The organism is Psychrobacter sp. GTC18467 (genome assembly GCF_055397455.1).
In genome coordinates this window covers 1,593,479-1,613,455 of the sequence record NZ_AP038920.1, presented here as the reverse complement: position 1 = coordinate 1,613,455, position 19,977 = coordinate 1,593,479, and the positions used below count along the sequence as shown (strand labels likewise).

16 protein-coding genes, 2 tRNA genes and 3 rRNA genes are annotated in these 19,977 nt (G+C 45.2%); 11 read left to right on the top strand and 10 right to left on the bottom strand.

Going from position 1 to position 19,977, the window contains the following annotated elements:
• Window positions 1–11: 11 nt before the first annotated feature.
• From ACZ5XY_RS07040 to ACZ5XY_RS07030, 3 genes are all read right to left on the bottom strand, one after another.
• Window positions 12–1,043: a DUF4062 domain-containing protein gene (locus ACZ5XY_RS07040; protein WP_464740235.1), complete on the bottom strand. Its 1,032-nt coding sequence runs from the start codon at window positions 1,041–1,043 to the stop codon at window positions 12–14.
• Window positions 1,044–1,193: 150 nt separating this feature from the next.
• Complete coding sequence (murI, locus tag ACZ5XY_RS07035; protein WP_464740233.1) at window positions 1,194–2,090, bottom strand: glutamate racemase; 897 nt, start codon at window positions 2,088–2,090, stop codon at window positions 1,194–1,196.
• Between the two features lie 61 nt (window positions 2,091–2,151).
• A complete protein-coding gene (locus ACZ5XY_RS07030) occupies window positions 2,152–2,793 on the bottom strand; it encodes a DUF1285 domain-containing protein (RefSeq protein WP_464740231.1) in 642 nt (213 codons plus the stop codon).
• A gap of 661 nt (window positions 2,794–3,454) precedes the next feature.
• Between ACZ5XY_RS07030 and ACZ5XY_RS07025 the strand changes: the two genes are divergently transcribed.
• From ACZ5XY_RS07025 to ACZ5XY_RS07015, 3 genes are all read left to right on the top strand, one after another.
• A complete protein-coding gene (locus tag ACZ5XY_RS07025) occupies window positions 3,455–5,092 on the top strand; it encodes an electron transfer flavoprotein-ubiquinone oxidoreductase (protein WP_464743811.1) in 1,638 nt (545 codons plus the stop codon).
• Between the two features lie 770 nt (window positions 5,093–5,862).
• Window positions 5,863–6,195, top strand: coding sequence for a DUF485 domain-containing protein (locus ACZ5XY_RS07020; protein WP_464740229.1), 333 nt, complete (start codon window positions 5,863–5,865; stop codon window positions 6,193–6,195).
• 1 nt (window position 6,196) lies between these two features.
• A complete protein-coding gene (locus tag ACZ5XY_RS07015; RefSeq protein ID WP_464740227.1) occupies window positions 6,197–7,912 on the top strand; it encodes a cation acetate symporter in 1,716 nt (571 codons plus the stop codon).
• Between the two features lie 73 nt (window positions 7,913–7,985).
• Here ACZ5XY_RS07015 and ACZ5XY_RS07010 read toward each other — a convergent pair whose 3' ends face one another.
• Together ACZ5XY_RS07010 and ACZ5XY_RS07005 are read right to left on the bottom strand one after the other, a co-directional pair.
• Window positions 7,986–8,603, bottom strand: coding sequence for a rhomboid family intramembrane serine protease (locus ACZ5XY_RS07010; protein ID WP_464740225.1), 618 nt, complete (start codon window positions 8,601–8,603; stop codon window positions 7,986–7,988).
• Between the two features lie 27 nt (window positions 8,604–8,630).
• A complete protein-coding gene (locus ACZ5XY_RS07005) occupies window positions 8,631–9,686 on the bottom strand; it encodes a 5'-nucleotidase (RefSeq protein ID WP_464740223.1) in 1,056 nt (351 codons plus the stop codon).
• Between the two features lie 502 nt (window positions 9,687–10,188).
• Between ACZ5XY_RS07005 and ACZ5XY_RS07000 the strand changes: the two genes are divergently transcribed.
• The 8 genes from ACZ5XY_RS07000 to ACZ5XY_RS06965 all read left to right on the top strand — a co-directional run bounded on the left by ACZ5XY_RS07000 (window position 10,189) and on the right by ACZ5XY_RS06965 (window position 14,089).
• Window positions 10,189–10,803: a hypothetical protein gene (locus ACZ5XY_RS07000; RefSeq protein ID WP_464740221.1), complete on the top strand. Its 615-nt coding sequence runs from the start codon at window positions 10,189–10,191 to the stop codon at window positions 10,801–10,803.
• Between the two features lie 4 nt (window positions 10,804–10,807).
• The gene (locus tag ACZ5XY_RS06995) at window positions 10,808–10,939 is read left to right on the top strand and encodes a hypothetical protein (protein ID WP_464740219.1); all 132 of its coding nucleotides are present in this window, start codon (window positions 10,808–10,810) and stop codon (window positions 10,937–10,939) included.
• A 678-nt stretch (window positions 10,940–11,617) separates the two neighbouring features.
• A complete protein-coding gene (locus tag ACZ5XY_RS06990) occupies window positions 11,618–12,202 on the top strand; it encodes a hypothetical protein (RefSeq protein ID WP_464740217.1) in 585 nt (194 codons plus the stop codon).
• 25 nt (window positions 12,203–12,227) lie between these two features.
• Window positions 12,228–12,359 carry a hypothetical protein gene (locus ACZ5XY_RS06985; protein ID WP_464740215.1) on the top strand — a complete coding sequence of 44 codons (132 nt, stop codon included), beginning with the start codon at window positions 12,228–12,230 and terminating at the stop codon, window positions 12,357–12,359.
• A gap of 8 nt (window positions 12,360–12,367) precedes the next feature.
• On the top strand, window positions 12,368–13,093 hold the full coding sequence (locus ACZ5XY_RS06980) for a hypothetical protein (protein ID WP_464740213.1): 726 nt from the start codon (window positions 12,368–12,370) through the stop codon (window positions 13,091–13,093).
• A 4-nt stretch (window positions 13,094–13,097) separates the two neighbouring features.
• The gene (locus tag ACZ5XY_RS06975; protein WP_464740211.1) at window positions 13,098–13,229 is read left to right on the top strand and encodes a hypothetical protein; all 132 of its coding nucleotides are present in this window, start codon (window positions 13,098–13,100) and stop codon (window positions 13,227–13,229) included.
• Between the two features lie 122 nt (window positions 13,230–13,351).
• A complete protein-coding gene (locus ACZ5XY_RS06970; protein WP_464740209.1) occupies window positions 13,352–13,936 on the top strand; it encodes a hypothetical protein in 585 nt (194 codons plus the stop codon).
• A 24-nt stretch (window positions 13,937–13,960) separates the two neighbouring features.
• Complete coding sequence (locus tag ACZ5XY_RS06965; RefSeq protein WP_464740207.1) at window positions 13,961–14,089, top strand: hypothetical protein; 129 nt, start codon at window positions 13,961–13,963, stop codon at window positions 14,087–14,089.
• 88 nt (window positions 14,090–14,177) lie between these two features.
• On the opposite strand, the gene rrf is transcribed toward ACZ5XY_RS06965, so the two are convergent.
• The 5 genes from rrf to ACZ5XY_RS06940 form a co-directional block, all read right to left on the bottom strand.
• Window positions 14,178–14,292, bottom strand: a 5S ribosomal RNA gene (rrf, locus tag ACZ5XY_RS06960).
• 115 nt (window positions 14,293–14,407) lie between these two features.
• Window positions 14,408–17,265, bottom strand: a 23S ribosomal RNA gene (locus ACZ5XY_RS06955).
• A gap of 312 nt (window positions 17,266–17,577) precedes the next feature.
• Window positions 17,578–17,653 (bottom strand) — tRNA-Ala (locus tag ACZ5XY_RS06950).
• A gap of 7 nt (window positions 17,654–17,660) precedes the next feature.
• Window positions 17,661–17,737, bottom strand: a tRNA-Ile gene (locus ACZ5XY_RS06945).
• Between the two features lie 181 nt (window positions 17,738–17,918).
• Window positions 17,919–19,458, bottom strand: a 16S ribosomal RNA gene (locus ACZ5XY_RS06940).
• The 16S, 23S and 5S rRNA genes sit together here with 2 tRNA genes alongside, the layout of an rRNA operon.
• Between the last annotated feature and the right edge of the window lie 519 nt (window positions 19,459–19,977).

Sequence of the window (19,977 nt, the reverse complement as noted above, 5' to 3'; positions counted from 1 at the left end):
GCAAACTTAACTTACTTATAGTTTTCGTCAAACAGTTTTTTGGCGTAAAAGGTCAGTTTCCAAAGCTCTTGAGTTGATCGGCTACCCGAAGCAGTGAGCTGAATCCAATTGGCAGCAACCAGTAGCTTTTGCAAGCGAATAACGTCTTTTTGATGAATTTGGCAGCGCGAAACGGCATGAACATTGGGCATCATTTTTTTGATATCGCGCTCAGCTTTAGGAACGATTAAGCGATTGATACAGCTTTGCAGACCATAGCTTGAAAACGCTGCTGGAATTCTAATCAGCGCTTGTAAAATCTCACCCCAAGAGCAGCTTAAGGTCATGGTAACATCACTTAAATTGCCACCTTCATAAGCTTGGGCATTGTATTGAAAATTAAAATCGTCTTGCAAATTAAGCGGTCTGGTGACAGCGTCATCATGAGGCTCGTCATCGAGCGCCGCCGCTTTATCCACAAACAAGCGATTGGGGGAAAACAAGCGGTTTGGCGAGTTGGTATTGATGGAAGATAGCGCCGATGCCGGAATGCCACTGGTGGTTTTCGGCGCAGCCTTTGAAGCCGCGTTGGTTGGCTCAGCACGAATCCAGCCTGTTGCTGAGTAGCGCTCAAGCAAGTCATTAAACGCATAAGTGAGCAGCTGATTGAAGTCGGTGCGATCATCATAATAATAAACGTGACTGGCTTGCTGCTCAACCGTTCGGGTGAAGTCCTGCAACTGGCGCGTAATTAATGTGCCCTCAGGAAGCGTTTTGATTAAAATCAGCATGGGCTTTAGCTTGGCTTTGGCACTTAAATAACTCAAATGCAGCTGGCTGACCCCTGTTTTGTGAGTTGCGCCATAAGTTTCACCAATAACCACCAAACTAAAATCACAAGCGTCAATACATTGGCGACCATAAAGCGCGGCTTGCGGCAACTGACTGGACACATCATACGTCAAAAATGCGCGCGATTGAAAAAAAATTGCCAGCCGATCAAGCACCAACAGCTGATCGTTTGCAGCGCAAATGATATGAATATGATAGCGACGATTGGGCACAGTAACCTCTATAACTTACGTCATGATGTTAAAATTAGCTCACAATTAAACTCAATAGCCTAGCATAATCTTGGCTTTATCGCCGAAATTTCTAAGCATAATTCGAAAAATATTGCCGGATGTTAACAAAACCCTTGTTTTATTAAGGTTTTATAACGATGCCATAAAAAAATCCTCTCCTATCAGGCGCTGAACTAGTGGTTTGGTGTGGTCATCAAGCTTACTGGCATGAAACAGCAATTGCGCGGTCGAGGTTGTTTGATAATTGGGCGCCGTTAATTGGTGCAGCATTAGTAATTGGCGAACACGAGCGGCAATGGCTTGTCCTGAATCAATCACTTGAATATTAAGCTTATTTTTAGTGATCTCTTCCATTAAAAAATCTTTAAAAAAAGGATAATGGGTACAACCAAGCACCAAGTGATCTACATTTTGCTCCGCAAAGTCCGCAAGTTTTTGGCAAAGATTGCGGGCGGTAATGGCAGTGGTCGGCATCCCCGATTCTACCCACGGCACCAACTCAGGATCAAAGTGCTTAGTGACTTGGGTTTGATGCGGCGTTGCTACCTCGGCAATGACCTGATTAAGCAGCTCACCTGTTAACGTGGCTTGGGTTGCCAAGACTGCCACGTGCCGCGACTGACTGGCCAGCACCGCAGGCTTTAGCGCCGGAACCAATCCCACAATAGGCACTTTTGGATAACGGCGGCGCGCTGCCACCAAACCATAAGCTGAGGCACTATTGCAAGCAATGACAATTAATTTGCAACCTTGAGCGCATAACCAATCAACCGCCGTTAAAGTTAAAGCTTCAATCTCTGCACTGTCGCGGCTGCCGTAAGGGACATTTAACGTATCTGCAAAATAGACAAAACGCTCATTGGGCAAGGTCTTTGCCAAATGCTGATACACCGACAAGCCGCCAACGCCTGAGTCAAAAAGCCCAATCGGCGAGTGAGCGTCCACTTTTTTAGCGGTTAAAGACGTTAGCTGAGCTGCCGGCTCCCTAAAAAAATCGCTTAAATCAGCCATAGGTTGTGCAATCATTGTCCTCACCTACCCAATCAAGATGGCAAAATACCAGTTTATCATCAATCACCCGCACTTTTTAACCTGCCGTAGGCATCGTAAGCCGATATTCTTTACCGCCACTTGATAACAGCAAACTTGTGCTATCCTCCTCTTCAATCAGCTCTCCCATGTCAACCAAATGATAAAAAGTATTGCGATGAATGAGGGCGGTCAAACCTTGACGAACCATCATATAAGGGCGAATGTCGGTGGCTTGAGTGGCTGTTTTAGCAAAACAAGGTCGTAAGCTTATCAAATGCTCATCATCCAAACGAACGACATCACCGGTTTTGGTATAAAACTCAAGGATCGACACACCATTTTCAATAACCTCTGCCACCGAATCAATCAATAAGGGCGCATCTTCCACCTCGATTTTCAGCTTTTGGACGGGCGTTTTTAAAAAATATTGCACCTCGCCATGGATCACTTCTTGCCATAAAATGGTCGCAAACAAGTCAACCAACGCTTGCCGCAATATCGGTCGCCCCTCATGCCACCACTCGCCATTGGCTTTGATGACAATATCTATAGTACCAAGTTGAGTGGGATGCCAGTTTTCAAGCGGAGGAATGCGCAAGCCAGATTGGCAGGTTGAGGGCAACTGCGTCGTCAACTGCTCGATGGCGAAATCCGCCTTATATTGAGGATTTTTTTGCTTTTCTGAATTGCGATTCATGAGTGGTCACCTTAGCTAAAATCAGCGCTAAAAATTGTTAAAAACCTTTTGCTTTTTGCCTTAAGGCTGCGGTAAAGTTTGCTATCATCGGCAGACCCTGTCGTTTTTGTTTAAGTTTTTGTGCGGTTGCGGTATGATGGTTGCTCGGTTATTCAATTTTGAGAATATAAACCAACATAGCGCGATCAGAATCCTGATTTCGTATCACGATTGTAAAACATTTTCTAAGCAATTTTTATATAAAGTCATTGAATTAAAATGGTCTTACGAGTGTCCGTTTTAATCACAATTTCACACCGCATCTTGATATCATGCCAAATTGTTAGTTTGGCAACTGTCTTTGATGACATCAAAGTGGGGTTAAGATCGCTTGTGACTGAGGCTAATCAAAGCGCCATCATTTTATTGTCACGCCGCTTGCCGCAGAGAAGCCCCGAAAAATCTAGGAGTAGCTATGCAAGAACAAGACACCTCGCCCGCCTATGCTGATACGGTCATGAACCCACCTCTTTCAACGCCCACCAACCAAGCAGAGCTCAGCCCTGAAGCTTTAGCCAATCAAGAACCGGTTGAAGTCATTGATGGGGCTTTGGCGCCCGATGTGATTCCAACGGCAACGGTTGAGCCGCAAGTAAGCGCCCCTGAGATTGAGCGTGAGTCGATGGAATTTGATGTGGTTGTCGTTGGCGGCGGTCCTGCCGGACTGTCGGCGGCAATCCGGTTGCGGCAACTTGCCATTGCCGCGGGAAATGATGAGTTTAGCGTTTGCGTGGTTGAAAAAGGCTCAGAATTTGGCGCTCATATTTTATCAGGAGCGGTGATTGAGCCGCGAGCGCTTGATGAGCTGATTCCTGACTGGCAAGAAAAAGGCGCACCGCTGACCGTTCAGACAACCGAAGACCGAGCTTATATGCTCAGATCTGCCAAGCGCGCCACCGAGCTGATGCACTCCGTCGTCCCTGAAAGCATGAATAATAAAGGCAACTATATTGTCTCGCTTGGCAATGTGGTGCGCTGGCTGGCAGCCCAAGCCGAAGAGCTTGAGGTGATGATGTTCCCAGGATTTGCCGCCGCTGACATCCTTTATAATGATGACGGCTCAGTCAAAGGTATTTTGACCGGTGATATGGGCGTGGCGGCTGACGGCTCGCCAAAACCAAGTTTTGAGGCAGGCTATGAGCTGCTTGCCAAATATACCATTTTTGCTGAGGGCAGCCGCGGTCATTTAGGCAAACGCCTGATCAGCCGCTTTAGCCTTGATAAAGACTCAGACCCACAGCATTACGGTATCGGGCTTAAAGAGCTTTGGGAAATCGACCCCGCCAAACACGAAGAAGGCGTGGTGATGCACGGTTCAGGCTGGCCGCTGAATGAAACCGGATCTTCTGGCGGTTGGTGGCTCTATTTTGCGGAAAATCACCAAGTCAGCTTTGGCATTGTCATTGATTTGTCCTACTCAAATCCTTATATGTCGCCGTTTGACGAGTTGCAGCGCTTAAAGCTCCATCCGCTCATTCGCAATATTTTAGAAGGCGGCAAACGCTTGTCTTATGGTGCCCGCGCCCTGACTAAAGGCGGACTCAATTCCTTGCCAAAGCTTACCTTTGCTGGCGGTGTTTTGGTCGGTGATGATGCCGGATTTTTAAACCCTGCCAAAATTAAAGGCACACATACGGCAATGAAATCTGGGATGCTGGCTGCGGAAGCTATTTTTGAGGCAATCAGCGACAATCGCCATCATGATGAAGTCACCGCTTATACGGATAAATTTAAAGATTCGTGGTTGTTTGAAGATAACTTTGCGGCGCGAAACTTCTCCCCCGCCATGCACCGCATGGGGCAATGGATGGGCGGCGCTTATAACTACGTTGAGCAAAACCTTATGGGCGGTCAGTCCTTTTTGACCATTCACGACAATCAGCGCGATTTTGATCAGCTTGAGCGCGCCGATCATGCGTTTGCTCCTGATTACCCAAAGCCCGATGGCAAATTGACTTTTGACAAACTGTCCTCCGTGTTTATTTCGAACACCAACCACGCTGAGAATCAGCCGACGCATTTAAAACTAACCGACCCAACCGTTCCTGTCGCCATTAACTTGCCACTTTATGCCGAACCTGCGCGGTTATATTGTCCTGCCGGCGTTTACGAAGTGGTTCAAGAAGACGATGGCGCCAAGTTTGTGATTAACGCGCAAAACTGCGTCCACTGCAAAACTTGTGACATTAAAGACCCGTCACAAAACATCACTTGGGTGACTCCTGAGGGTGGCGGCGGCCCGAACTATCCTAATATGTAATCCCGATGCCATTTCAACATAAAAAACTAGACTTAAAAAACGCGCCGATAATTCCGCGCGTTTTTTTATGCTTATCAATGGCATTTCTAAGCGTTTCTGAGCGTTTAGTCAATCGCCACTTAGCTTATCTTCCTGTATTGCCCCGCTATCACATTTATTTTAAGCATTTTAGAACTTTCCTTTGCTAAAAATAGCAATGACTTCTCGTTTTGCGCCGTTTGAGAAAAGGTTTTAACAAAACAATGCTGCCATCAAGAAGAATATTTGTCCGCTAATAAATTTTTATGTAGCAAAACGCCCCTATAACGATTTTCTTAAGCGCTAAAAATAATAATTTTTTCAAATTCTGCCCTTAAAACTACCATTTTTTGCTAAAAAAATAATTTTTTACAAGTTTTATCTTTATAACTGAGCCGTTAGTTAAGCTTATCTAGAATTAATCATTGTTATATCGATATAAATTGTATATATTCAATAGAAATCTATAGGGCTTTGCCGAATTTTTAGCAAAATAGTCAATTAAAGTTAGCCTTATTATATAAGTATCGCAATTTGTCAGGAAGACAAGAGACCAAAAAACAGTGGAGTGTTAGCCTTATCAACCTTCTCTTTATGCTGTCATCTTTTTTTATTTATGATGCGCTCTTCTCTTTTGCCAACTTGCAACGAATTAAACGCCGTAGTTTTGGAGGGTACGCCGTTTTAATCCACAAACTGATATTCCATTTGCAAGGCAATCCAAGGCTGGATACAACAATAAGGAGTCGATTATGGATGATTCACAGGTTCAGCGAATTCTCAATAATCCGAAGTTTCAAGAGATGGTCAGCAGAAAACGTAAGCTAAGTTGGACGCTCACCGCGATTATGCTGGTAGTTTATGTCGGTTTTATGCTGCTGGTAGGCTATAACAAAGCGTTTTTGGCAAGCTCGGTGAGCGGCGGCGTCACCACTTGGGGAATTCCACTGGGGCTTGGCATCATTGTGTTATCGTTTATTTTATGTGCGGTATATTCCTATATCGCTAACAGTAAGCTTGACCCGCTCAATGAAGAAACCCTCAAGGAAGTTGAGGCCATCGCACATGAAAAAGGAAGGCACTAAGATGAAAAGGATGTCTCTTAACGCATTATTTCTCACTATCATCGGGGTTGGCGCTTCAGGGCTTGCGGTAGCGGCTCCTGATTTGGGGGTTGCTGAACAACAAGCCACCAATTGGCACGCGATTATCATGTTTATGGTTTTTGTGGGCTTCACGCTTTTAATTACCAAATGGGCGGCTAAGCAAACCCAGTCCACTGAAGATTTTTATACCGCAGGCGGCGGCATCAGCGGCTTTCAAAACGGTCTTGCCATTGCCGGCGACTACATGTCGGCAGCGTCATTTTTGGGAATTTCAGCATTAGTTTTCAGCTCCGGCTTTGATGGGCTGCTGTATTCACTTGGATTTATGGTCGGCTGGCCGATTGTCTTGTTTTTGATTGCTGAGCGCTTGCGTAACCTTGGTCGCTTTAATTTATCAGACGTGGTGTCCTTTCGCTTAGAAGAAAAGCCCGTTCGAACACTGGCAGCTTTTAGTTCCTTGGTTGTCGTGGCATTTTATTTGATTGCGCAAATGGTTGGCGCAGGTCAGCTGATTAAGCTATTGTTTGGCTTGGATTACAATATTGCTGTTATCGTCGTTGGCTTGTTGATGACGGCTTATGTGTTGTTTGGCGGCATGCTTGCCACCACTTGGGTTCAGATTATCAAAGCGGTATTGCTGCTAAGCGGCGCGACTTTTATGGCATTTATGGTGATGAAAGCGGTTGGCTTTAGCTTTAGCAACATGTTTAGCGAATCCATTGGCATTTATAGCCAAGCTCATAAAATCAGCCTGAGCGAGGCCACCAAAATCATGGGACCGGGCAAACTTACCGAAAACCCAATTGATGCCTTGTCATTAGGACTTGCCTTAATGTTTGGCACGGCAGGACTTCCGCACATCTTAATGCGCTTTTTCACGGTAAAAGACGCCAAAGAAGCTCGCAAATCGGTCGTCGTTGCCACAGGATTTATCGGTTATTTTTACCTGCTCACCTTTATCATTGGCTTTGGCGCCATCTTGTTTGTCTCAAACAACCCGCAGTTCCTCGATTTGGCAAAGTCAGCCATGAGCGGCAACTTGGAGCTGATTGGCGGCAACAACATGGCGGCGGTTCACTTAAGTGAAGCGGTCGGAGGCGACTTATTTATGGGCTTTATTTCAGCCGTTGCTTTTGCCACCATTTTGGCAGTGGTTGCAGGGCTTACGCTCTCCGGCGTTTCTGCCATTTCACACGACCTTTATGCCAACGTCTTTAAAAAAGGTCAAACCACGCCGCAATCTGAGCTTAAAATGTCGCGAATTGCCACGATTGCGCTAGCGATTTTTGCCATCATTTTAGGTGTATTGTTTGAAAAACAAAACGTGGCTTTCATGGTCGGTCTAGCCTTCTCCGTTGCAGCTTGTGCCAACTTCCCCGTTCTTGTGTTGTCGATGTTTTGGAAAGGTTTGACCACTCGCGGCGCGGTAATTGGCGGCGTGGTCGGTCTTGTCGGCGCGGTCATCTTAATTGTGCTTTCAAAAGCGGTTTGGGTCGATACCCTTGCTATTTCTGATAGCGCGCCAAACCCCTTTAATGGTCCTGCCCTTTTTGCCATGCCTTTATCGTTCCTTTGCTGCTGGTTTTTCTCGGTCACGGACAAAACCGCTCGCGCCCAAGCCGAACGCAAAGCCTTTGATGCTCAGTTTGTGCGCTCACAAACCGGAATTGGCATCTCAGGCGCTTCTGACCATTAATAGTCAAGCGGTTTAAAATAAAAGCCCTTAGCAATTAAGGGCTTTTTTGTTATGAGCACTTATAAAAAGACCGTTATCTTGACGAGGTTAATAGCGGTTTTTTTGGTGGCGGCAACTGTTTTGACATTGCGCCGAGGATCAGCCCTGCCAAAAGTCCACCAAAATGGGCAGCAAAAGAAATCCCTGATTGCGGCATTAAACCGTCCTTGATGACCAGCCAATACCCTGTCCCCATGATTAAACAAGCTGCCAAATAGCCCCAGCGCCGAGCAAATACCGCCCCGCCAATCATAAAACCAATCATCGCAAAACAAAGCCCTGAAGCGCCAATATGAATCGATAACGGCGACCCTAATAGCCAAGTCATTGTCCCTGAAGCCACCATCAATTTAACAATCGTTAAATAAGCATCGCGCTCAAACAGCCCAAATAAAAATAAAATTTGCAATAATAAAAAGCTATTTCCCATTAGATGGACCAAATCGGCGTGCATCGTCCATGAGGCAAACACCCCAACCAAGCTTCGTAAATCAACGGTTCGCGGCACAATCCCAAAAATGTTCCAAAGTCCAAACAGCAACGTTTTGTTAATAAAAAACATCCCCCACATCGGCAGTAAGACAAACGCATAAAGCCCCACCACTTGCCGCAATCGGCTAAAAATAAGCGTCCAAAATCGTTGCCAGTCCATGATTGCCTTCTAGATGAGATTAAAAAATTAATGCCGCTTACTTACTTGCCGCAATTTATCTTTGCAAGGTATAAAACGCAGTTCTTTAGCGACATTTGCCGTCGCCTTTGGTGTCGAATAAAGCTTCGAGCTTGAGCGATAAGGCACAAGCGCCGTTGGTACAAAACTTTTTGCCGCATTAATATGACTGGTTGAGTCATCAAAAAAGATATGCGGCGCAAACGTTTTGAGCACCGCTGTTTTATCAAGACCGCCTAAAAAAAATGCCATATCGACATCAACGCCCCAATCGCGCAATGTTTTAATCGCTCGCAAATCTGCCGGCGCATTTCGTGCCGTCACCAACGCAATGCTGATGGGGCGCTCTGTCGGGCTTGCCGGAAGCCGCTCTTGTAAATTGGACAATTTGATTAACAGCTCAGCATAAGGACCCTTTTCAATTGGCAAATCCCGCAATTTTGCCTCACGCTCATGAAACGCTTGCAGTCCTTTTTGCTTATATAATAGCTCGCCTGAATCATCAAACAGCACCGCATCACCATCAAAAGCAATCCGCAATTGCTGCGTATCCAGCTGATAAGTATTCACCGGCGTGGCATCTAAAATCGCACAAGCGCAAGTTCCGGCATCGGCAACTTGCTGAGCGTCCTCACGATTGGTGGTTAAAAATAAATCCACTTTGAAATCATCAAGATAAGGCGCGACCGGACTTCCAGAAATAAAAGCCGAGCGCGAAATACTCAAGCCATAATCACGAATGGCATTTAACACTTGAATTCCGGTATCAGGACTACTTTTTGACACAATGACCACCTCAACCAGTGGCGCAATCACTCCAGAATAGGCGTTTGGGCACGTTTCGCAGTACTTATTTAAATTAAGTAATGCTTGAATCAAAGGAAATCCTGCGCCAATTTCAAGTTTATCGTTTTCACGCAGCGCCATATAATCGCGAAATTCTTTAATTGCCGTTTCAGGGGTGCTCTTTAACAAATCAAGCAAATGATTTTCTGATTCGGACAAATCAAACAGCGCTGTTGCCGAAATTGCCACAATTAACGTATTAGAAAAATCAACCGCCATGACCACCCTCAAATTATTATTGTTTTCAGCGGTTAGTTTAGCAATAAATCATAACAACGTAAGTAGCAGTTCTTTAATAAAACGGCGCTTCTTTACAAGCCGCTCACCGTTTAACCGCTCTAACTACTCAGCTTTGGGGCAGGATAGGCTTAAAAAAATTATGTTTTATCTCAATTTCTTTAATTAAAAAACAAAAGTATAATAGCTAACAAAAGCCTAGGCGAAATAACTTATTCGTCTGATTTTAGACTTCCTTACACAGTCTATTTTTACTCTCTAATAAGGCTAACCATGCATCACACCATTCAGCAGAACGAAGCCAAGCGCCACCAACTAACTGTAACAACGTTAAAGGAATCAGATTATCAAAGCTAAAATCAAACTTACTCTGTGGTTACTGTTCTTTCTAATTTTGCTGTTCCTCTTATTCCGGCTTGCAAGCTGCGCTGAAATCGGTACACCAGAAGAGATCGAAGCGCGCAGAATCGCTAAGTGTCAGGAGATGATCACCACAACACGCCCCATGCCAACGGCGCATCTGCCCTTGACAGAACGAGGCAAGGAGATTGACTTTAACGGTAAGTGGGAGCGTTGTCGCGCGATGGTTGAAGATAAATGGCTTCCTAATGAGCAAAGGGAAAATAATTGGCTCAATGGTAAACAGTATCACTACATTAAGCTTGGAAACCAAGTCATTAAGGGACCAAGTAATTATCTAAAAGTTGGCGTTGATGCGTTCACGATTGAGTACACATGGAAGCACAGTTACATCGAATATGACATCATGACTAGAAAATATTACGTAGCGCCACCTGAAGCTCGTAATGGTGTGTATTTCTTGATGCATTCAGTCAATAATTTAGCTTATCAAAGTGGAATAGCGATAACGTCTAATTATGATGAAGTCTGTGAAAAGTCAAAGACAGATCCAGATAAAGTAGGTGCATTTATCTGGAACGGCATACTATTTGGTTCACTAACTCGTATAGAGTATATAAAGGATAATCAAACTAAGTGGCAAGAAGAATGGCAACGTATTTGTCCGATAGCAGTAGAAGCGGTTACTAGTCAATTAGAGATTGTTGCAACACAACCCACAACGATGATAAAGGAATAAGAGTATGAGCGAACGTATAACGACACTAAGAGAAGACGACATTCAAGCTATTGCTGCTATGGGTGTGCAGGCAGCTTCTAACCAAGTAGCGCAGCAGCTTTACAGTGGTGCAGATAAGGATAGTCTATGCTGCTGAGGCATACACCAAAACTTCACAATTTCACATATAAACTATCCAAGTATAACCTATTTAAGTTAGTTATTTGACCCAGTCTCTTTGTTAACGTAAATGCAATATTCCACCATATCTTGAATCAGAATACCGTTGATAAATAACGATAATTCTATTCGATTCCTAAATGGTTTTATCACCAGTCAATGTAGATTAAAATAAAAAGTAGACATTAGTGTAAACATTTATTAATATAAATTTAATTATTTCATGCATCCGGATGTATATCCCACCTTTCTAACTAAAAAAATAATTACTATCTTCAGTGCTTATTCTAATTTTAATACCTTTATCAATATTAGCTATCAAAAGAATCAAAGCTAAGGCAACCCAATGAAGCCATCAATAATAAGAAAAAAACGATATTTCAGAGTCATGACCATTCTACGGCAAGGAGGCTGTATGCAACAACAAAAGCAAGACCCTTATAAAGAGGGAGTCTAGTCTAAAATTATTGAATAAACTGCCACCAACTAACTGTAACAACGTTAAAGGAATCAGATTATCAAAGCTAAAATCAAACTTACTCTGTGGTTACTGTTCTTTCTAATTTTGCTGTTCCTCTTATTCCGGCTTGCAAGCTGCGCTGAAATCGGTACACCAGAAGAGATCGAAGCGCGCAGAATCGCTAAGTGTCAGGAGATGATCACCACAACACGCCCTATGCCAACGGATCATCTGCCCTTGACAGAACGAGGCAAGGAGATTGAGTTTAACGGTAAGTGGGAGCGTTGCCGCGCGATGGTTGAAGATAGATTTTTAGAAGGGGAAATGGAGCGTTTACCTGAATATGATAAAAGTGTATATCTACCTTTTAAAATGGGAGGACGCTTTTATATTGCTCCAAAAAAATATAGTGCTACTGATGGCATGGCTGTTCCTTACACATGGCAGCACAGTTACATCGCATACGACATTATGACTAGAAAATATTACGTAGCGCCACCTGAAGCTCGTAATGGTGTGTATTTCTTGATGCATTCAGTCAATAATTTAGCTTATCAACGAGGAATAGCAATAACATCCAATTATGATGAAGTCTGTGAAAAGTCAAAGACAGATCCAGATGAAGCAGGCGCATTTATCTGGAATGGAATTTTATTTGGCGCCTTAACCCGAATAGAGCATAAAGGTGATAACCAAATTAAATGGCAAGAAGAGTGGCAACGTATTTGTCCAATCGCTGTAGAAGTTGTCAAACAGTTTAAAGAAGTCGAATTACAATAAATCTTAATGATAGAGGAATAAGAATATGAGCGAACGTATAACGACACTAAGAGAACATGATATTCAAGCTATTGCTGCCATGGGTGTGCAGGCAGCTTCTAACCAAGTAGCGCAGCAGCTTTACAGTGGTGCAGATAAGGATAGTCTATGCTGCTGAGGCACAAAATGACCAAAACTTCATATGCTCTAATACTCTATGCCCTGTTACTACTACTTAGCAGCTGTGACGGCAGTACACCAGAAGAGCGTCAAGCGCGCAGAATCGCTAAGTGTCAGGAGATGATCACCACAACACGCCCTATGCCAACGGATCATCTGCCCTTGACAGAACGAGGCAAGGAGATTGATTTTAACGGTAAGTGGGAGCGTTGTCGCGCGATGGTTGAAGATAAATGGCTTCCTAATGAACAGATAGATGCATGGAACAATACTAAAAAGTATCACTACATTAAGCTTGGAAATAAAGTCATTAAGGGACCAAGTAATTATCTAAAAGTTGGCGTTGATGCGTTCACGATTGAGTACACATGGAAGCACAGTTACATCGAATATGACATCATGACTAGAAAATATTACGTAGCGCCACCTGAGGCTCGTAATGGTGTGTATTTCGGAATGCATTCAGTCAATAATTTAGCTTATCAAAGTGGAATAGCGATAACGTCTAATTATGATGAAGTTTGTGAAAAGTCAAAGACAGATCCAGATAAAGCAGGTGCATTTATCTGGAATGGAATTTTATTTGGCGCCTTAACCCGAATAGAGCATAAAGGTGATAACCAAATTAAATGGCAAGAAGAATGGCAACGGATTTGTCCGATAGCAGTAGAAGCGGTTACTAGTCAATTAGAGATTGTTGCAACACAACCCACAACGATGATAAAGGAATAAGAGTATGAGCGAACCTATAACGACACTAAGAGAAGACGACATTCAAGCTATTGCTGCTATGGGTGTGCAGGCAGCTTCTAACCAAGTAGCGCAGCAGCTTTACAGTGGTGCAGATAAGGATAGTCTATGCTGCTGAGGCACAAAATAACCAAAACTTCATATGCTCTAATACTCTATGCCCTGTTACTACTACTAAGTAGCTGTGACGGCAGTACACCAGAAGAGCGCGAAGCGCGCAGAATCGCTAAGTGTCAGGAGATGATCACCACAACACGCCCCATGCCAACGGCGCATCTGCCCTTGACAGAGCGAGGCAAGGAGATTGAGTTTAACGGTAAGTGGGAGCGTTGTCGCGCGATGGTTGAAGATAGATTTTTAGAAGGGGAAATGGAGCGTTTACCTGAATATGATAAAAGTGTATATCTACCTTTTAAAATGGGAGGACGCTTTTATATTGCTCCAAAAAAATATAGTGCTACTGATGGCATGGCTGTTCCTTACACATGGCAGCACAGTTACATCGCATACGACATTATGACTAGAAAATATTACGTAGCGCCACCTGAAGCTCGTAATGGTGTGTATTTCTTGATGCATTCAGTCAATAATTTAGCTTATCAACGAGGAATAGCAATAACATCCAATTATGATGAAGTCTGTGAAAAGTCAAAGACAGATCCAGATAAAGTAGGTGCATTTATCTGGAATGGAATTTTATTTGGCGCCTTAACCCGAATAGAGCATAAAGGTGATAACCAAATTAAATGGCAAGAAGAGTGGCAACGTATTTGTCCAATCGCTGTAGAAGTTGTCAAACAGTTTAAAGAAGTCGAATTACAATAAATCTTAATGATAGAGGAATAAGATATGAGCGAACCTATAACGACCTTAAGAGAAGACGACATTCAAGCTATTGCTGCCATGGGCGTGCAGGCAGCTCAAGGTGAGCTGCGCATTAGTTACTCTTTTACGAATGCTGAGGTGCAATTGGCATGAAGAGACAATTCAATTAAATAACCTTTTCCATAAAACACTGCACCCATAAAAAAAGCCCCCAGCATGAGCTGGGGGCTTTTGAAAAGGGCGCTGACGATGACCTACTCTCACATGGCAAGTGCCACACTACCATTGGCGCGGCGACGTTTCACTTCTGAGTTCGGGAAGGGATCAGGTGGTTCCATCGCGCTGTTGTCGTCAGCAAAGGGGGTATAGATATGAGGTTGGTTGAGAACTTGGATTGAATCAAGCTTTTGGTGATATCGAATCAGACATACTATCTTTGATCTAGACAGCAACAAACCACTTGGGTGTTGTATGGTCAAGCCAAACGAGCAATTAGTACAGGTTAGCTCCACACATCGCTGCGCTTCCACACCCTGCCTATCAACGTCCTAGTCTTGAACGGCTCTTTAGGGAAATCTCATCTTGAGGTGGGCTTCCCGCTTAGATGCTTTCAGCGGTTATCCCATCCGAACGTAGCTACCGGGCAATGCCATTGGCATGACAACCCGAACACCAGCGGTTCGTCCACTCTGGTCCTCTCGTACTAGGAGCAGATCCTCTCAAATTTCCTACGCCCACGGTAGATAGGGACCGAACTGTCTCACGACGTTCTAAACCCAGCTCGCGTACCTCTTTAAATGGCGAACAGCCATACCCTTAGGACCTGCTTCAGCCCTAGGATGAGATGAGCCGACATCGAGGTGCCAAACACCGCCGTCGATATGAACTCTTGGGCGGTATCAGCCTGTTATCCCCAGAGTACCTTTTATCCGTTGAGCGATGGCCCTTCCATACAGAACCACCGGATCACTAAGACCTACTTTCGTACCTGCTCGACTTGTGGGTCTCGCAGTTAAGCGCGCTTTTGCCTTTATACTCTTTGAACGATTTCCGACCGTTCTGAGCGCACCTTCGTACTCCTCCGTTACTCTTTAGGAGGAGACCGCCCCAGTCAAACTACCCACCATACATTGTCCTTAGTGCTGTCACACTCAAGTTAGAACCCCAACATGACCAGGGTGGTATTTCAAGGTTGGCTCCACAAGAACTAGCGTTCCTGCTTCAAAGCCTCCCACCTATCCTGCACAAGTCAGGTCAAAGTTCAATGTAAAGCTGTAGTAAAGGTTCACGGGGTCTTTCCGTCTAGCCGCGGGTACACAGCATCTTCACTGCGATTTCGATTTCACTGAGTCTCTGCTGGAGACAGCGCTGCCATCATTATGCCATTCGTGCAGGTCGGAACTTACCCGACAAGGAATTTCGCTACCTTAGGACCGTTATAGTTACGGCCGCCGTTTACTGGGGCTTCGATCAAGACCTTCGCGTGCGCTAAGCCCATCAATTAACCTTCCAGCACCGGGCAGGCATCACACCCTATACGTCCACTTTCGTGTTTGCAGAGTGCTGTGTTTTTAATAAACAGTTGCAGCAGCCTGGTATCTGCGACTGCCAACAGCTCAAGAAGCAAGTTCTATCACCATCAGCAGCGTACCTTCTCCCGAAGTTACGGTACCATTTTGCCTAGTTCCTTCAGCAGAGTTCTCTCAAGCGCCTTGGTATTCTCTACCTGACCACCTGTGTCGGTTTCGGGTACGATTCGTTTATGACTATCGCTTAGAAGCTTTTCCTGGAAGCATGGTATTTGCCACTTCGCTGTACAAGTACAGCTTGCTATCAGATCTCGGTATATAAGTGACCGGATTTGCCTAATCACTCTACCTACATCCTTCCACCTAGATAACCATCACTAGGCTGGCATAACCTTCTCCGTCCCTCCATCGCATCATAAACAAGTATCGGAATATTAACCGATTTCCCATCGACTACGCCTTTCGGCCTCGCCTTAGGGGTCGACTCACCCAGCCCCGATTAACGTTGGACTGGAACCCTTGGTCTTCCGGCGTGGATGCTTTTCACACCCATTATCGTTACTCACGTCAGCATTCGCTCTTGTGATACCTCCAGCATGCTTTACAACACACCTTCACAGGCTTACACAATGCTCCCCTACCACTTGAAACAATTTTCAAATCCGCAGCTTCGGCTCCTAGTTTGAGCCCCGTTACATCTTCCGCGCAGGCCGACTCGACTAGTGAGCTATTACGCTTTCTTTAAAGGATGGCTGCTTCTAAGCCAACCTCCTAGCTGTCTATGCCTTCCCACCTCGTTTCCCACTTAACTAGGAATTTGGGGCCTTAGCTGGCGGTCTGGGTTGTTTCCCTCTCCACGACGGACGTTAGCACCCGCCGTGTGTCTCCCGGATATCACTCATCGGTATTCGGAGTTTGCATCGGGTTGGTAAGTCGGTATGACCCCCTAGCCGAAACAGTGCTCTACCCCCAATGGTGTTCGTCCGAGGCGCTACCTAAATAGCTTTCGGGGAGAACCAGCTATCACCGAGTTTGATTAGCCTTTCACCCCTATCCACAAGTCATCCCCTGGCTTTTCAACGACAGTGGGTTCGGTCCTCCGGTGCCTGTTACGGCACTTTCAACCTGCTCATGGATAGATCACTCGGTTTCGGGTCTATACCCTGCAACTACTCGCCCTATTAAGACTCGGTTTCCCTACGGCTCCCCTATGCGGTTAACCTTGCTACAGAATATAAGTCGCTGACCCATTATACAAAAGGTACGCGGTCACACCTCAAGGGTGCTCCCACTGCTTGTACGCACACGGTTTCAGGTTCTATTTCACTCCCCTCACAGGGGTTCTTTTCGCCTTTCCCTCACGGTACTGGTTCACTATCGGTCAGTCAGGAGTATTTAGCCTTGGAGGATGGTCCCCCCATCTTCAAACAGGATTTCTCGTGTCCCGCTCTACTTAATATGTCTCATCTAGAATTTAAAATACGGGACTATCACCCTCTACGGTCAGCTTTCCCACGCTGTTCTTCTATTCTAGAGTCAATCGGCTCCTCCCCGTTCGCTCGCCGCTACTTGGGGAATCTCATTTGATGTCTTTTCCTAAGGGTACTGAGATGTTTCACTTCCCCTCGTTCGCTTCATATACAAGTATATGATACCTAGCTTTTGCTAAGTGGGTTTCCCCATTCAGAAATCTCCGGATCACAGGATATTGCCGCCTCCCCGAAGCTTATCGCAGGCTGTCACGTCTTTCATCGCCTCTGACTGCCAAGGCATCCACCATGTGCGCTTCATTACTTGACCATACAACCCCAAAGGGTCTGTTTGTCTTGAATGATAACGATATCACCTATGTTTACGCTTGATTCAGTTCTCTTTACTTTGATAATCACCCCTTGGGATAACAACTGATGTCATTAAAAGGTGATTATCAGGTTAACAACACTACGTGAAATAGTATTGCTAACCCAGACTCATATCTATGTTGTTAAATAGTTCCTAATCCTTCGTCAGGTATTAGGTTCTGTATCAAACAGAAAAAAGAAATCGATTCCAATCTCTTGTTTCTGTTTATACTTTCTTTATTTATGTTATTTACAGCTTACTCTCGCGTTGTGGTGGAGCCAAGGAGAGTCGAACTCCTGACCTCCTGCGTGCAAGGCAGGCGCTCTACCAACTGAGCTATGGCCCCAGATGTTTGGTGGGTCTGATAAGACTTGAACTTATGACCCCCGCGTTATCAACACGGTGCTCTAACCAACTGAGCTACAGACCCTGAGCGAGGATAAAAGCAAAGCACTGCTTTGCTCCGAGCGCAAGAGACATTTCCTTAAAGGGAAATGGCTAAAAGCTCAATACCTTCTTATATTCTCATATAATTAGGCTTAGCCTCTTAAGCTAAAACGCTTAAACCAAAGAACAACTTGTTGTGGATTCTTACCAATCAAATGCTTCATTAAGGAGGTGATCCAGCCGCAGGTTCCCCTACGGCTACCTTGTTACGACTTCACCCCAGTCATCGACCACACCGTGGTGAGCGCCCTCAAACGTTAGGCTACCCACTTCTGGTGCAATCAACTCCCATGGTGTGACGGGCGGTGTGTACAAGGCCCGGGAACGTATTCACCGCGGCATTCTGATCCGCGATTACTAGCGATTCCTACTTCATGGAGTCGAGTTGCAGACTCCAATCTGGACTACGATAGGCTTTTTGAGATTCGCTTGCGCTCGCACGCTTGCTGCCCTCTGTACCTACCATTGTAGCACGTGTGTAGCCCTGGTCGTAAGGGCCATGATGACTTGACGTCGTCCCCGCCTTCCTCCAGTTTGTCACTGGCAGTATCCTTAGAGTTCCCACCCGAAGTGCTGGTAACTAAGGAAAAGGGTTGCGCTCGTTGCGGGACTTAACCCAACATCTCACGACACGAGCTGACGACAGCCATGCAGCACCTGTATCACAATTCCCGAAGGCACTCTCGTATCTCTACAAGATTCTGTGTATGTCAAGACCAGGTAAGGTTCTTCGCGTTGCATCGAATTAAACCACATGCTCCACCGCTTGTGCGGGCCCCCGTCAATTCATTTGAGTTTTAACCTTGCGGCCGTACTCCCCAGGCGGTCTACTTATTGCGTTAGCTGCGTCACTAAGGAATCAAGTTCCCCAACGACTAGTAGACATCGTTTACGGCGTGGACTACCAGGGTATCTAATCCTGTTTGCTACCCACGCTTTCGAACCTCAGTGTCAGTATGATGCCAGAAGGCTGCCTTCGCCATCGGTATTCCTCCAGATCTCTACGCATTTCACCGCTACACCTGGAATTCTACCTTCCTCTCACCTACTCTAGCCTGACAGTTTCAGATGCCGTTCCCAGGTTAAGCCCGGGGCTTTCACATCTGACTTATCAAGCCACCTACGCTCGCTTTACGCCCAGTAATTCCGATTAACGCTCGCACCCTCTGTATTACCGCGGCTGCTGGCACAGAGTTAGCCGGTGCTTATTCTGCAGCTAATGTCATCGTCCATGGGTATTAACCATGGAGTCTTCTTCACTGCTTAAAGTGCTTTACAACCAAAAGGCCTTCTTCACACACGCGGCATGGCTGGATCAGGGTTCCCCCCATTGTCCAATATTCCCCACTGCTGCCTCCCGTAGGAGTCCGGGCCGTGTCTCAGTCCCGGTGTGGCTGATCATCCTCTCAGACCAGCTACAGATCGTCGCCTTGGTAGGCCTTTACCCCACCAACTAGCTAATCCGACTTAGGCTCATCTAATAGCGCAAGGTCTTACGATCCCCTGCTTTCTCCCGTAGGTCGTATGCGGTATTAGCTTACCTTTCGGCAAGTTATCCCCCACTACTAGGTAGATTCCTAAGCTTTACTCACCCGTCCGCCGCTCGTCAGCAAAGAAGCAAGCTTCTTCCTGTTACCGCTCGACTTGCATGTGTTAAGCCTGCCGCCAGCGTTCAATCTGAGCCATGATCAAACTCTTCAGTTTAATCTTAAATGAAGTCTTTAACCTTTAAAGGAAGATGACTTCGAATCTTGGCTCATTTAATTACTAGCAAATTACTTTCGCATTCGTATGAATTAACTTGAGTTCTTTGCTGAAACTAAATGATAATAGTATTAGCATTCTGTCTTAGCAAAAATCCACACAAGTTGTTCTTTAGTTCGCTGTTAAATAGTTAGCAATCTGTCGTCCAGTATCGCTCAAGCCATCTATCATATCACACCGTGATGCTCTGTCAAGCTTTTATTTTAATTTGTTTCACTTTGGTAATGAGCGCTGAGTTTCTATCCAATTGATAATTACTCAACCTTACTTCCGCCAATTCGGCTTTCGCTGCCATTGCCTTGTGAGGTGCGTATTATAGACGCTTAAATCTCGAAGTCAAGAAGTTTTTTAATCCTTTTTAAAGTTATTTCAAATCACGCTTGGTAATTTAAAACCCTTTAAAACGATCAGCGGCTTTCGCTGCCAACTTCCGTCCTTGTGGGGGCGTATTATAGAGAA

Excerpts from the sequence above, each read along its gene's own strand:
- murI (WP_464740233.1), bottom strand. The coding sequence starts at position 2,090 with ATGATTGCACAACCTATGGCTGATTTAAGCGATTTTTTTAGGGAGCCG.
- ACZ5XY_RS07030 (WP_464740231.1), bottom strand. The coding sequence starts at position 2,793 with ATGAATCGCAATTCAGAAAAGCAAAAAAATCCTCAATATAAGGCGGAT.
- ACZ5XY_RS07025 (WP_464743811.1), top strand. The coding sequence starts at position 3,455 with ATGGAATTTGATGTGGTTGTCGTTGGCGGCGGTCCTGCCGGACTGTCG.
- ACZ5XY_RS07020 (WP_464740229.1), top strand. The coding sequence starts at position 5,863 with ATGGATGATTCACAGGTTCAGCGAATTCTCAATAATCCGAAGTTTCAA.
- ACZ5XY_RS07015 (WP_464740227.1), top strand. The coding sequence starts at position 6,197 with ATGAAAAGGATGTCTCTTAACGCATTATTTCTCACTATCATCGGGGTT.
- ACZ5XY_RS07010 (WP_464740225.1), bottom strand. The coding sequence starts at position 8,603 with ATGGACTGGCAACGATTTTGGACGCTTATTTTTAGCCGATTGCGGCAA.
- ACZ5XY_RS07005 (WP_464740223.1), bottom strand. The coding sequence starts at position 9,686 with ATGGCGGTTGATTTTTCTAATACGTTAATTGTGGCAATTTCGGCAACA.
- ACZ5XY_RS07000 (WP_464740221.1), top strand. The coding sequence starts at position 10,189 with ATGATCACCACAACACGCCCCATGCCAACGGCGCATCTGCCCTTGACA.
- ACZ5XY_RS06995 (WP_464740219.1), top strand. The coding sequence starts at position 10,808 with ATGAGCGAACGTATAACGACACTAAGAGAAGACGACATTCAAGCTATT.
- ACZ5XY_RS06990 (WP_464740217.1), top strand. The coding sequence starts at position 11,618 with ATGATCACCACAACACGCCCTATGCCAACGGATCATCTGCCCTTGACA.
- ACZ5XY_RS06985 (WP_464740215.1), top strand. The coding sequence starts at position 12,228 with ATGAGCGAACGTATAACGACACTAAGAGAACATGATATTCAAGCTATT.
- ACZ5XY_RS06980 (WP_464740213.1), top strand. The coding sequence starts at position 12,368 with ATGACCAAAACTTCATATGCTCTAATACTCTATGCCCTGTTACTACTA.
- ACZ5XY_RS06975 (WP_464740211.1), top strand. The coding sequence starts at position 13,098 with ATGAGCGAACCTATAACGACACTAAGAGAAGACGACATTCAAGCTATT.
- ACZ5XY_RS06970 (WP_464740209.1), top strand. The coding sequence starts at position 13,352 with ATGATCACCACAACACGCCCCATGCCAACGGCGCATCTGCCCTTGACA.
- ACZ5XY_RS06965 (WP_464740207.1), top strand. The coding sequence starts at position 13,961 with ATGAGCGAACCTATAACGACCTTAAGAGAAGACGACATTCAAGCTATT.